The 12,359-nt window shown below is 67.4% G+C and carries 11 protein-coding genes; 9 read left to right on the forward strand and 2 right to left on the reverse strand.

Annotation, left to right across the window (positions count from 1 at the left end; genetic code table 11):
• Window positions 1–111: 111 nt before the first annotated feature.
• Window positions 112–1,527 carry a cryptochrome/photolyase family protein gene (locus ACZ0AE_RS07805; protein WP_463600751.1) on the forward strand — a complete coding sequence of 472 codons (1,416 nt, stop codon included), beginning with the start codon at window positions 112–114 and terminating at the stop codon, window positions 1,525–1,527.
• Window positions 1,528–1,663: 136 nt separating this feature from the next.
• Window positions 1,664–2,359 (forward strand): YiaD family glycine zipper/OmpA-like lipoprotein, encoded by a 696-nt coding sequence (locus ACZ0AE_RS07810; RefSeq protein ID WP_038688990.1) that lies wholly within the window; start codon window positions 1,664–1,666, stop codon window positions 2,357–2,359.
• A gap of 200 nt (window positions 2,360–2,559) precedes the next feature.
• Here ACZ0AE_RS07810 and ACZ0AE_RS07815 read toward each other — a convergent pair whose 3' ends face one another.
• On the reverse strand, window positions 2,560–3,582 hold the full coding sequence (locus ACZ0AE_RS07815) for a LysR family transcriptional regulator (protein ID WP_038688983.1): 1,023 nt from the start codon (window positions 3,580–3,582) through the stop codon (window positions 2,560–2,562).
• A gap of 204 nt (window positions 3,583–3,786) precedes the next feature.
• Here ACZ0AE_RS07815 and ACZ0AE_RS07820 point away from each other — a divergent pair, with 204 nt between their 5' ends.
• The 7 genes from ACZ0AE_RS07820 (at window position 3,787) to ACZ0AE_RS07850 (ending at window position 11,967) form a co-directional block, all read left to right on the forward strand.
• Complete coding sequence (locus ACZ0AE_RS07820; protein ID WP_236546213.1) at window positions 3,787–3,951, forward strand: hypothetical protein; 165 nt, start codon at window positions 3,787–3,789, stop codon at window positions 3,949–3,951.
• Window positions 3,948–4,721 carry an SDR family NAD(P)-dependent oxidoreductase gene (locus ACZ0AE_RS07825; RefSeq protein WP_038688979.1) on the forward strand — a complete coding sequence of 258 codons (774 nt, stop codon included), beginning with the start codon at window positions 3,948–3,950 and terminating at the stop codon, window positions 4,719–4,721. Before ACZ0AE_RS07820 ends, ACZ0AE_RS07825 begins: the two co-directional genes overlap by 4 nt.
• A 91-nt stretch (window positions 4,722–4,812) precedes the next feature.
• On the forward strand, window positions 4,813–6,027 hold the full coding sequence (locus ACZ0AE_RS07830) for an efflux RND transporter periplasmic adaptor subunit (protein WP_038688977.1): 1,215 nt from the start codon (window positions 4,813–4,815) through the stop codon (window positions 6,025–6,027).
• Window positions 6,028–6,187: 160 nt separating this feature from the next.
• Entirely contained in the window at window positions 6,188–9,358 is a 3,171-nt protein-coding gene (locus ACZ0AE_RS07835; RefSeq protein ID WP_038688975.1) for an efflux RND transporter permease subunit, read from the forward strand.
• A gap of 25 nt (window positions 9,359–9,383) precedes the next feature.
• Window positions 9,384–10,121 carry an SDR family oxidoreductase gene (locus ACZ0AE_RS07840; protein ID WP_141058713.1) on the forward strand — a complete coding sequence of 246 codons (738 nt, stop codon included), beginning with the start codon at window positions 9,384–9,386 and terminating at the stop codon, window positions 10,119–10,121.
• Complete coding sequence (locus ACZ0AE_RS07845; protein WP_320488147.1) at window positions 10,115–11,545, forward strand: efflux transporter outer membrane subunit; 1,431 nt, start codon at window positions 10,115–10,117, stop codon at window positions 11,543–11,545. The genes ACZ0AE_RS07840 and ACZ0AE_RS07845 overlap by 7 nt, the downstream gene beginning before the upstream one ends.
• A gap of 155 nt (window positions 11,546–11,700) precedes the next feature.
• On the forward strand, window positions 11,701–11,967 hold the full coding sequence (locus ACZ0AE_RS07850) for a hypothetical protein (RefSeq protein ID WP_463600752.1): 267 nt from the start codon (window positions 11,701–11,703) through the stop codon (window positions 11,965–11,967).
• A 1-nt stretch (window position 11,968) separates the two neighbouring features.
• Here ACZ0AE_RS07850 and ACZ0AE_RS07855 read toward each other — a convergent pair whose 3' ends face one another.
• Entirely contained in the window at window positions 11,969–12,352 is a 384-nt protein-coding gene (locus tag ACZ0AE_RS07855; protein ID WP_463600753.1) for a VOC family protein, read from the reverse strand.
• Between the last annotated feature and the right edge of the window lie 7 nt (window positions 12,353–12,359).

Below are 12,359 nucleotides of genomic sequence, written 5' to 3' on the forward strand. Positions count from 1 at the left end.
AGACTAGCCAGCATCGAGGCGGCGCACAAACCCGGTGTGGCGCCGGGCCAGTGCGTGTTCTTCACTGCGGCTGGCTATCATGGCCACGGTTTTTTCGCCTGGGTGGTGGTTGTGACGGTAGCGCTGGTGTGGTTTCGCCGTGATCTGCGGCTGCAGGACAACCCGGCCCTGCAGGCCGCGCTGGATGCTGGCCATGTGCCGGTACCGGTGTATATCCATGCGCCGCACGAAGAAGGTGATTGGGCCCCGGGTGGCGCCTCCAATGCCTGGCTGCACCGGTCGCTGGCAGCGCTGGATGCCGACCTGCGTGCGCGCGGCTCGGCGCTGGTGCTGTGCCAGGGCGGCAGCCACGCCGAGCTGGAGCGCCTGATCGCGCAGACCGGGGCGGTGGCCGTGTACTGGAACCGCAAATACGAGCCGGCCACCCAACCGCGTGATGCGGCCATCAAGCGCGCGCTGCGCGAGCAGGGCATCAACGCCGAAAGCCACAACGGCAGCCTGTTGCTGGAGCCGTGGGATATCGCAACGCTCCAGGGCAACCCGTACAAGGTATTTACCCCGTTCTGGCGCAACGCACTGACCCGCCTGCAGGTGCCGGCCCCCACGCCACCGCCGGCGACCTTGCCCGCGCACGCGGTGCAGGGCGTTGCACTGGACGCGCTGCAGCTGGCCGCGCCGCTGCCCTGGGACGCGCAGTTCTGGGACCACTGGCAGCCCGGTGAAGCCGGCGCGCACGAGGCGCTGACGGTGTTCATCGACGGCGCGCTCAACGGATATCGCCAGCAGCGCGACCTGCCCGACCGGGTGGGCACCTCGCTGCTGTCGCCGCACCTGCATTTCGGCGAGATCGCGCCCTGGCAGATCGTGCGCCGGCTGCAGGACGAACGCAGTGCCAGCCGTGACGCCGACATCGACGGTTACATCCGCGAGCTGGGCTGGCGCGAGTTCTCCTACCACCTGCTGCACCACTTTCCGCAGACCCCGGACCACAACCTCAATCCGCGTTTCGACGGGTTCCGCTGGGCGCCGCCCAACGCCGCACAGCTGCAGGCGTGGCAGCAGGGCCGCACCGGCATTCCGATCATCGATGCGGGCATGCGCGAACTGTGGGCCACCGGCTACATGCACAACCGGGTGCGCATGCTGGTGGCCAGCTTCCTGTGCAAGCACCTGCGCCAGCACTGGCGCGAAGGCGCGCGCTGGTTCTGGGACACCCTGGTGGATGCCGATCTGGCCAACAACACCATGGGCTGGCAATGGGTGGCCGGTACCGGTGCCGACGCCGCGCCGTACTTCCGTATCTTCAATCCGGTCACCCAGTCGGAGAAGTTCGACCCGCAGGCGCGCTACATCACCCGGTGGGTGCCCGAGCTGGCCCCCCTGCCGCTGAAGGCCCGCTTTGCGCCGTGGCAGCACCCGCACCTGCTGGCCGAGCACGCGCCAACCTATCCCACCCTGCCATTGGTGGACCTGGCGGCGGGGCGGGATGCCGCGCTGGCTGCTTACCGTCACACCGGCAGCGTGTAAACCCGGCCGCGCGGGCGCCGCTCAGAAAGCTGAACGGGGAGCCCGCAGGGTTTTGCATCGTCATGCCGGCATCGCGTCTGCGTGTTTATTCTTTGGGCGCTCGCACGCCGGTAGACCGGTAACCAAGGAGAACACCATGATTCGACCCGCAACCCGTAACGTGGCCCTGGCCCTGATGACCGCCGCTGCCTTGACGGCCTGCGCCACCGGCGGCTCGTATACCCAGTCCGATCAGTACGGCAACCCCACCCAGCAGCAGAACAAGACCGGCCGCAACGCGCTGATCGGTACTGCCGTGGGCGTGGCCGCCGGCCTGCTCAGTGGCAACAGCGCCACCGAGCGCCGCCAGCACGCGATGATCGGTGCCGGTATCGGCGCGCTCAGCGGGGCGGCCATCGGCCAGTACCAGGACCGCCAGGAACGCGCCCTGCGCGAGCGTACCGCCAACACTGGTATCGACGTGTCCCGCGATGGCGACAACCTGACCCTGAACCTGCCGGATGGCATCACCTTCGATTTCGGCAAGTCCACGCTGAAGCCGCAGTTCTACGGCTCGCTCAATGGCGTGGCCAGCACCTTGGCCGAGTACAACCAGACCATGATCGAGGTGGTGGGCCATACCGACAGCATCGGCAGCGACGCGGTCAACAATCGCCTGTCCAAGGAGCGTGCCGATTCGGTGGCTGCCTACCTGACCGCCCAGGGCGTGCAGGGTGCCCGTATCGAAACGCTGGGTGCCGGCAAGGCTTACCCGATCGCCGACAACAGCACCGACGCTGGCCGCGCGCAGAACCGCCGCGTGGAAATCCGGGTGATTCCGCTTCGGCAATAACGCGTAACGCGCAGCGTTACGGCTCCGGTCACCGGCCGGAGCAAAAATGCCGCCCTTGCAGGCGGCATTTTTGTGGGTACCGGCCGTTGGCCGGTACGCCATGAACACGCCCGCCCATTCGCGGGCCCGTGCCGACCAACGGTCGGCACCTGCCGGCGGTGGTTATGGATCGGTAATCCACCGCGTGCGATAACCCGCGATCAGGTCGCGGTGACCGTCTCCAGAATCCGCTTGCCGGTGGCCTGCAGTTCCTCTTCCACCTGCGCATTCTGCTGCTTGGCAAACTTCGCGTTCGGGCACTGCGCCAGCATGTAGTTGGCGTCGAAGTCGAGCTTGGCCACCAGGAAATCGACGAACGCACGCACCTTCGGCGAGACCAGCCGGCCGCCGGCGAACACCGCGTTGAAGTCCACCTCGGGGCCGGTCCAGCCCGCCAGTACGCGGCGCACCATGCCCGATTCGACGAACGGCTTGGCCATCACGTCACCGGTCAGCAGCAACCCTTCGCCACACACCAGTGCGCCGTTGAGCGCGGAGGGATCATTGGCCACCAGCAGTGGATTGACCGGGAAGTCGCGCAGGTCGCCACCGTTTTCGCCCAGCTGCCAGAAGAACCGGTTGTTGTTGAGGTTGCGCGCCTTGCGCATCGCCAGGATGCGATGGAACTGCAGTTCGTCCGGATGCAGCGGCTCGCCGTAGCGCTCGATGTAGGCCGGGCTGGCGAACACCTGGGTGCGCAGGCTGCCCAGCTTGCGCGCCACCAGGTTGGAGTCGGGCAGGGTGCCCACGCGCAACGCCAGGTCAGCTTCGCCTGCGATCAGGTCGAGCTTTTCGTTACCCAGGTGCATGTCCAGCTGGATTTCCGGGTACTGCGCATGGAACTCGCCCAGCAGCGGCGCGATCCAGGTGATGCCGATGGAGTAGGGCACGGTGAAGCGCAGCCAGCCGCGCGGGCCGGACTGCAGCTGGTTGACCGCACCTTCGGCTTCTTCCAGTTCGCGTGCGATGCGCTGGCAATGCTCGTGGTACACCGACCCGGCCTCGGTGAGGCCCAGCCGGCGCGTGGTCCGGTGCAGCAGGCGCGCGCCCAGGCGCGTTTCCAGTTCCTGCACCTTGCGGCTGACCGTGGTCTTGGGCAGGCCAAGCGCAGTGGCGGCGGCGATGAAGCTGCCTTGCTCGACCACCTTGACGAAGATCAGCGTGTCGTTGAGATCGTGGGCCATGACGGGTCCGAAGTCGGGGAGGGGATAGGGTGCCCGAAAGATTGTGCCGGGTACGGGACGATTATTCCCCTTAATCCGGACTAATCAAGTGGGAGTTTGAGGACTAATCTGGCGCCATTCCCGAATTGAAGGACCTCCGCCATGTGGTTGCGGAACATTCTTGGCCGCGTACTGACCGGCCGAACGGCCCCGCTGGACCTGGCGATGACCGTTGAGAAGCGGCCCTCGTCCTTGTCCTACAAGGCTTTCCGAGAGTTCACCCCGCCCGCCAAGATGCAGCGCGGCGGCAGCCTGCGCCTGGGCAATCGCGATCTGGGCCGACTGGGCCGGATTGGGATTATCCCGGCGGCGGGAGTGAAAGTCCCATGAGTGGGACGCTGGCCCCCGAGGTCCTTGTTCTGGGCGGCACCGGTAGTGTCGGCCAGGGCATCGTGGCTGCGCTGCTGGAGGCCGGTAGCCCGGTCCTGGTGGTCGGCCGCGACCCCGGTCGGCTGGCGGCCCTGCAGGAACAGTTCGCCGATGAGCCCGGTCTGGAGACCCTGCTGGGTTCCTTCGGCGACGACGCCTCGGCGCAGACCGTGGCCGAGCGCATCGCGCCGCGCCGGCGCGCGTTGTCGGCCGTGGTCGATGCAATGGGTGGGCCTTACAACCGTGGCCGGGTGACCGATCGCAGTGGCGACGCGCTGCTGCAGGCGCTGCAGGCCGACGTGATGCCGCACGTGCATGCCGGCCGCCACCTGCTGCCGCTGCTGCGCGGTGGCACCCATCCGCGTCGCTATGTGTTGATCGGCGGTCCGGCCGGCTTCAAGCCGTGGGCCGGGCACGGTGAATCGTCCATCACCATGTCCGCCACCCGCATGTACGCGCAGGTGCTGCACCAGGAAGCGCAGGCGCTGGGCGTACGCGCGCAGATGCTGGAAGTGTGCAACCCGGTCTGCACCCCGGCCAATGCGGCCAACGCCTGTATCGAGTGGCCCAGCGCCTTGCTGGTGGGCCGCCGCCTCGTATCGCTGCTGGACACCTGTACCGACAACCGCGCCATCGTGCGTTGCGATGCGCGCGATGCCGAACTGCCGCGCGGCCTGCTGCACAGGGATTGGCCTCCCCCGATGTCGCGCGACACCGCTGGTGCTGCTTGACCTCTACCAAGGTTGAGGTCGCAGGATGCGCCACCCACGTTCAGCACTATCCCCGATTTTCGAATACCACCCCTCCGTACGGATGCATGTCATGACCTCCCCCAATTCCACTCCGCATCGTCTTACCCGACGGCTGGCCATGGCCGGCGTCTCGATCCTCGCCGCCGCCGTGCTGGCTGCCTGCAGCGGTGGCCACGCAGAAGAAGCCGGCATGCCGCCGCCGCCGCAGGTGAGCGCCGCGCCGGTGCTGATCAAGCCCGTCAGCCAGTGGGACGACTTCAGCGGCCGCGTTGAAGCGGTGCAGAGCGTCGAGCTGCGCCCGCGCGTGTCCGGCTACATCGACAAGGTCAACTACGTCGAAGGCGAGGAAGTGAAGAAGGGCGACGTGCTGTTCACCATCGACGCCCGCAGCTACCAGGCCGAGTACGACCGCGCCCGTGCCGAACTGGCGCGCGCCCGCACCCAGTCCACCCTGGCCCGCAGCGAATCCGAGCGCGCCAAGAAGCTGTCCGATCAGCAGGCCATCTCCACCGAAACCTGGGAGCAGCGGCGTGCCGCGGCTGACCAGGCCGGTGCCAGCGTGCAGGCCGCGCAGGCCGCGCTGGATGCCGCCGCGTTGAACCTGGAGTTCACCAAGGTGCGCGCCCCGATCAACGGCCGCGCCGGCCGCGCGATGGTGACCGCCGGCAACCTGGTCACCGCCGGCGACAGCGCCAGCGTGCTGACCACGCTGGTGTCGCTGGACACGGTGTTCGTGTACTTCGATGCCGACGAAGCCACCTTCCTGCGGTACGCCCAGATGGCGCGCAAGGGCGAGCGCCCGAGCGAGCGTGACAGCGACCTGCCGGTCAAGGTGGGCCTGTCGGGCGAGGACGGCTACCCGCACGAAGGCAAGGTCGACTTCCTCGACAACCAGGTCACCCGCAGCACCGGCACCATCCGCGTTCGCGCGCTGCTCGACAATGCCGACCGCACCTTCACCCCGGGCCTGTTCGCCCGCGTGCAGCTGCTGGGCAGCGGCCAGTTCCAGGCCATGCTGATCGACGAGAAGGCCGTGCTGACCGACCAGGACCGCAAGTATGTGTACGTGGTCGACAAGGACGGCAAGGCACAGCGCCAGGACATCACGCTGGGCCGCAATGCCGACGGCCTGCGCATCGTGCAGCAGGGTCTGAAGGCCGGCGACCGGGTGATCATCGACGGCGTGCAGAAGGTCTTCATGCCCGGCATGCCGGTGCAGGCCAAGGCCGTTGCCATGCAGCCGGTTGCCGCGCCGGTCGCTGCGCCGGCTGTTGCAAAGAACTGAAGAGCAGCCGACTGACCGTCGGCTCTACGTAGGAGCCGACCCACGGTCGGCTCTACCGTGACTGCCATCGCCCCGTGCAGGGGAGCCCGCCACCGCTGTCACCTGTGACAGCGGCCGGGGTCGTGCACGCCGGCGATGGTGAAACCCCAGGAATCCACCCATGGACTTTTCCCGTTTCTTCATCGACAGGCCGATTTTCGCGGCGGTGTTGTCGATTGTGATCTTCGCCGCCGGCCTGATCTCCATTCCGATGCTGCCCATCGGCGAGTACCCGGAAGTGGTGCCGCCGTCGGTGGTGGTGCGTACCGTGTACCCCGGCGCCAACCCCAAGGTGATCGCCGAAACGGTGGCCACCCCGCTGGAAGAGGCCATCAACGGCGTCGAAGGCATGATCTACCTCAAGTCGGTGGCCGGCTCTGACGGCGTGCTGCAGATGACCATCACCTTCCGCCCGGGCACCGACCCGGACGAAGCGGCGGTGAAGGTGCAGAACCGCGTTGCCCAGGCCCAGGCGCGCCTGCCCGAGGATGTCCGCCGCCAAGGCGTGACTACCCAGAAGCAGTCGCCCACCTTCCTAATGGTGGTGCACCTGACCTCGCCCAACGGCAAGTACGACACCCTGTACCTGCGCAACTATGCCCGCCTGCACGTCAAGGACGCCCTGGCGCGTATCCAGGGCGTGGGCGACGCGCAGATCTTCGGCGGCGGCGACTACGCCATGCGCGCCTGGCTGGACCCGGACAAGGTGGCCGCGCGCGGCCTGACCGCCAGTGACGTGGTCGGTGCCATGCGCGAGCAGAACGTGCAGGTCTCGGCCGGCCAGCTCGGCGCCGAGCCGATGCCCAACAGCCAGTTCCTGACCCTGATCAATGCCCAGGGCCGCCTGCGCAGCGAAAAGGAGTTCGGCGACATCGTGCTCAAGAGCGGTACCGACGGTGAAGTGGTGCGGCTGTCGGACGTGGCCCGGGTGGAACTGGGCGCCGGCGACTACACCCTGCGCTCGCAGCTGGACGGCAAGAACGCGGTCGGCATCGGTATCTTCCAGGCCCCCGGCGCCAACGCGCTGGAGATCCGCGATGCGGTGATGGCCAGCATGGACGAAATGCAGAAGACCATGCCCGCCGATGTGAAGTACGAAGCGGTGTATGACACCACCATCTTCGTGCGCGACTCGATCAAGGCCGTGGTGTCCACCCTGCTGGAAGCCATCGCGCTGGTGGTGCTGGTGGTGATCCTGTTCCTGCAGACCTGGCGCGCCTCGATCATTCCGTTGATCGCCGTGCCGGTGTCCATCGTCGGTACGTTCGGTGCGCTGTACCTGCTGGGCTTCTCGATCAATACGCTGAGCCTGTTTGGCCTGGTGCTGGCCATCGGCATCGTGGTCGACGATGCGATCGTGGTGGTGGAAAACGTTGAACGCAACATCGAAGAAGGCCTGACCCCGCTGGCGGCCGCGCATCAGGCGATGCGTGAAGTGTCCGGCCCGATCATCGCCATCGCGCTGGTGCTGTGTGCCGTGTTCGTGCCGATGGCGTTCCTGTCGGGCGTCACCGGCCAGTTCTACAAGCAGTTCGCGGTCACCATCGCCATCTCCACGGTGATCTCGGCGATCAACTCGCTGACCCTGTCGCCGGCCCTGGCCGCCCGCCTGCTCAAGCCGCATGGCGCGCCGAAGGATGCCCCGACCCGCATCATCGACCGTCTGTTCGGCTGGGTGTTCCGTCCGTTCAACCGCTTCTTCAAGTCCAGCTCGGAGAAGTACGAGCGCGGCGTGTCGAAGATCCTCGGTCGCCGCGGTGCGGTGTTCGTGGTGTATGCGGTGCTGCTGGTGGGGACCGGTTTCATCTTCAAGCTGGTGCCGCCGGGCTTCATCCCGACCCAGGACAAGCTGTACCTGATCGCCGGCGTGAAGCTGCCGGAAGGTTCGTCGATCGCGCGTACCGATGAAATGCTGCGCAAGGTGGCCAAGATCGCCCAGGAAACCGATGGCGTGGCCCACACGATCTCGTTCCCCGGCCTCAACGCGCTGCAGTTCACCAACACGCCCAATACCGGCGTGGCGTTCATTCCGCTCAAGCCGTTCAACGAGCGCCATGGCCGCACCGCCGCGCAGATCAACGCCGAGATCAACCAGAAGATCGCCGGGCTGCAGGAGGGCTTTGCCTTCGCGATGATGCCGCCGCCGATTCTCGGCCTGGGTAACGGCAACGGCTACCAGATGTTCATCCAGGACCGTGGCAACCTGGGCTACGGCGCGTTGCAGAACGCGGTGCAGTCGATGCAGGGTGCGGTCGCGCAGACGCCGGGCATGGCGTTCCCGATCACCAGCTACCAGGCCAACGTGCCGCAGCTGGATGCCGAAGTGGACCGCGTCAAGGCCAAGGCACAGGGCGTGCAGCTGACCGAGCTGTTCGACACCCTGCAGACCTACCTGGGCTCGTCGTACGTCAACGACTTCAACCAGTTCGGTCGTACCTGGCAGGTCATCGCCCAGGCTGACGGCCAGTTCCGTGACAGCGTCGAGGACATCGGCAAGCTGCGTACCCGCAACGACCGCGGTGAAATGGTGCCGATCGGCTCGATGGTCACCGTCAAGGAAACCTTCGGCCCGGACCCGGTGCTGCGCTTCAACGGCTACCCGGCCGCCGACCTGGCCGGTGAGGCCGATCCGCGCATGCTGTCGTCAGCGGAAGCGATGACCAACCTCACCGCCATCGCCGCCAAGGTGCTGCCGGTGGGCATGGCCACCGAATGGACCGACCTGAGCTACCAGCAGGCCACCCAGGGCAAGGCCGCCTTCATCGTGTTCCCGGTGGCCATCCTGCTGGCGTTCCTGGTGCTGGCTGCGCTGTATGAAAGCTGGTCGCTGCCGCTGGCGGTGATCCTGATCGTCCCGATGACCCTGCTGTCGGCGTTGTTCGGCGTGTGGATGACCGGTGGCGACAACAACGTGTTCGTGCAGGTTGGCCTGGTGGTGCTGATGGGCCTGGCATGCAAGAACGCGATCCTGATCGTCGAGTTCGCCCGGGAGCTGGAGATGGGCGGCAAGGGCATCGTGGAGGCCGCGCTGGAAGCCTGCCGCCTGCGTCTGCGCCCGATCGTGATGACCTCCATCGCCTTCATCGCCGGCACCATCCCGCTGGTGCTCTCGCACGGCGCTGGCGCCGAGGTGCGCTCTGTCACCGGCATCACGGTGTTCGCCGGCATGCTGGGCGTGACCCTGTTCGGCCTGTTCCTGACCCCGGTGTTCTACGTGGCCCTGCGCAAGTTCGTCAGCCGTAACGGCGGCGGGCAGCTGGTGACCCACGGCGAACCCACCATCCACCATTGATCCCATCCCCCGCGAGGTTTCATACATGAATACCGCTACCCAAACGATCGCCCTGGTCACCGGTGCCACCCGCGGCATCGGCCTGGAAACCGTCCGCCAGCTGGCCCAGGCCGGCGTGCACACGCTGCTGGCCGGGCGCAAGCGCGACGTCGCCGTGGCCGAGGCGCTGAAGCTGCAGGCCGAAGGCCTGCCGGTGGAGGCGATCCAGCTGGACGTGGGTGATGCCGCCAGCATCGCCGCCGCCGTGCAGACCGTGACCGAACGTCACGGCCGCCTGGACATCCTGGTCAACAACGCCGGCATCCTGCTCGATGACATCAAGCTGGCACCGTCGGCGCAGACCCTGCAGACCTGGCGCGAGACCTTCGACACCAACGTGTTCGCGGTCATCGCCGTTACCCAAGCGTTCCTGCCGCTGATCACCGCCTCGCCGGCGGGCCGCATCGTCAACGTGTCCAGCATCCTGGGCTCGCTGACCCTGCACAGCCAGCCGGGTTCGCCGATCTATGGCTTCGCAGTGCCGGCCTACAACGCCTCCAAGAGCGCGGTGAATGCCTGGACCGTGCAGCTGGCCTATGAGCTGCGCGAAGGCACCACCAAGGTCAATACCGTGCATCCCGGCTACGTCAAAACCGACATGAACGGTGGCGAAGGCGAGATCGAAATTAGCGAAGGCGCACGCTCCAGCGTGGGCATGGCGCTGATCGGTGCCGACGGCCCGAACGGCAGCTTCACCTACCTCGGCGAGGTGCTGCCATGGTGATCCGCCTGTTGACCGTGGCCGTGACCAGCGCGCTGCTGGCCGGCTGCGTCAGCGTCGGCCCCAACTACCAGGCGCCACCGGCTACGCCGGTGACCCTGCAGGGCGCCGCCGCGCCGGTGTTCACCTCCGCCTCGCCGGTAGCCAGCTGGTGGGCGCAGTTCGATGACCCGGTGCTGGAACAGCTGGTGCACGACGCACTGGGCACCAACCTGGACCTGCGCATTGCGATGGCCCGCGTGCGTGAAGCGCGCGCGGTGTTCGTCGAACAGCGGCTGGACCAGCTGCCGCACGTCACCGCCGGCGGCAGCTACGACCGCCGCAAGCAGCCCGATGCCACCGTGGGCGGCGAGCGCGTCTTCAGCGAAACCTACCAGCTCGGCTTTGACGCCGGCTGGGAGCTGGACCTGTTCGGTCGCCAGCGCCGTGCCGCCGAAGCGGCGCGCGCGGACCTGGGTGCCGAGCAGGACAATCTTGCCGATGCCCAGGTCACCGTGGCCGCCGAAGTGGCGCGCAACTACTTCGAACTGCGTGGGTCGCAGAAGCGCATCGACGTGGCCAAGCGCACCCTGGTCAACCTGCGCGATACCCAGCGCCTGACCGAGGCCCGCTGGGAGCTGGGCGCCGGCAGCGAGCTGGACGTGCAGAGCAGCCGCGCACGCCTGAAGGCGATCGAGGCCGACATCCCGCTGCTGGAAGTGGCCGAAGTGCAGTCGCGGCACCGCCTGGCGGTGTTGCTGGGGCAGCGTCCGGATGCACTGGACGAGTTGCTGCAGCCGCGCGAAGTGCCGGCCTACGCCAAGCAGCTGCCGTTGGGTGACACCACCGACCTGCTGCGCCAGCGTGCCGACGTGCGCAGTGCCGAACGCCGCCTGGCGGCCGCCACTGCCCGCGTGGGCGTGGCCACGGCCGATCTGTTCCCGCGGATCAGCCTGACCGGCTTCGTCGGCTTCCTGTCCGGCGATGCCAGCGGCCTGGTCAACGGCGCCAACAAGGCGTGGTCGGTGACCCCGTCGATCAGCTGGGCCGCGTTCGATTTCGGTACCGTGCGGGCGCGCCTGCGTGCCAGCAAGGCGCAGGCCGACGGTGTGGCGGCCGAGTACGAAAAGGCGGTGCTGTTGGCGCTGGAGGACACCGAGAATGCGCTCACCCGCTATGCCAAGCAGCAGTCGCGGCTGGCCATCGTCGCCGAGCAGGCGCAGGCCGCGCGGCGTGCCGAGCAGCTGGCGCAGATCCGCTACCGCGAGGGTTCGGAAGACTTCCTGACCCTGCTGGATGCGCAACGCACCCAGCTGGCGGCGGACGACGCACTGGCGGCGGCCGAATCCACGGTCAACGTCAGCGTTGTGGGGGTGTACAAGGCCCTGGGTGGTTGGGGCCAGCAGCAGGATGCCGCACCACCGGCCGTGGCCGGCACGCTGCGCTGACCTGGCAGGTGAGGGCGGCCTGGCCGCCCTCACCTGTGCGCTGCGTCAGAGTTTGCCGCGACTGCGAGCCAGAAAAGAGGCCATTGGCGGCTTTGCCACTGCCGTAGACATCAATCCAAGTGATACAAAACGTCCCTTTTACCGGGGACGTTTCCATGATCACACCCAACCCGTGGCGAGGCGACGCCACGCCCGCGCAGACCGGGCAGGCGGCACTGTCGCCCGGCGCGATCACACTGCTGGTGCTTGCCGCAGTGATCGTGGCGCTCGGCTTTGCCAGGCTTCCCGACACGCTGCTGGCCATCGGCGTCCTTCTTATCGGGGTGTTCCTGGCCATCGTGGCCCGGATCTGCCAGGCGCGCGACCAGCATCTGGCGTTGTGCCGGCTGTTGGGGGAGCGCGCCAGCCAACGCAGGCCCTGACTCAATCCCAGTGGTTCACCGCCGCACCCTCCTGCCCATCGCGCATGCGTACGATGCAGAACCGGTGTCCGGTAGGGGCTTCCATCACCCACCAGCGTTTGACGAATCCGATCCGGCGCGCGCCCAGTGCTTCCAGGCGCGCGGCCTCGGCGTCGATGTCGTCGCTTTCGATATCCAGGTGCACGCGTGACGCGTGGTCCACCCGCTGCACTTCCACATTCAGCCCGGCTGGCGCCCCGGCCAGGTCGGCGTACTCGGCCCCTCCTTCGCTATAGGCCGGTTGGGCGCGGTAACCCAGTGCTGCCGACCAGAAGGCAGCGGCTTCGTCGGCGGGGGTGTTGTGGCAATCGATGATGAAACCGGCCAGGCGGCTGCGGTGGGACATGGTGGAC

Source organism: Stenotrophomonas sp. AC248 (assembly GCF_979258185.1).

Coding starts and splice junctions, on each gene's coding strand:
- ACZ0AE_RS07810 (WP_038688990.1), top strand. CDS start 1,664: ATGATTCGACCCGCAACCCGTAACGTGGCCCTGGCCCTGATGACCGCC.
- ACZ0AE_RS07815 (WP_038688983.1), bottom strand. CDS start 3,582: ATGGCCCACGATCTCAACGACACGCTGATCTTCGTCAAGGTGGTCGAG.
- ACZ0AE_RS07820 (WP_236546213.1), top strand. CDS start 3,787: ATGACCGTTGAGAAGCGGCCCTCGTCCTTGTCCTACAAGGCTTTCCGA.
- ACZ0AE_RS07825 (WP_038688979.1), top strand. CDS start 3,948: ATGAGTGGGACGCTGGCCCCCGAGGTCCTTGTTCTGGGCGGCACCGGT.
- ACZ0AE_RS07830 (WP_038688977.1), top strand. CDS start 4,813: ATGACCTCCCCCAATTCCACTCCGCATCGTCTTACCCGACGGCTGGCC.
- ACZ0AE_RS07835 (WP_038688975.1), top strand. CDS start 6,188: ATGGACTTTTCCCGTTTCTTCATCGACAGGCCGATTTTCGCGGCGGTG.
- ACZ0AE_RS07840 (WP_141058713.1), top strand. CDS start 9,384: ATGAATACCGCTACCCAAACGATCGCCCTGGTCACCGGTGCCACCCGC.
- ACZ0AE_RS07845 (WP_320488147.1), top strand. CDS start 10,115: ATGGTGATCCGCCTGTTGACCGTGGCCGTGACCAGCGCGCTGCTGGCC.
- ACZ0AE_RS07850 (WP_463600752.1), top strand. CDS start 11,701: ATGATCACACCCAACCCGTGGCGAGGCGACGCCACGCCCGCGCAGACC.
- ACZ0AE_RS07855 (WP_463600753.1), bottom strand. CDS start 12,352: ATGTCCCACCGCAGCCGCCTGGCCGGTTTCATCATCGATTGCCACAAC.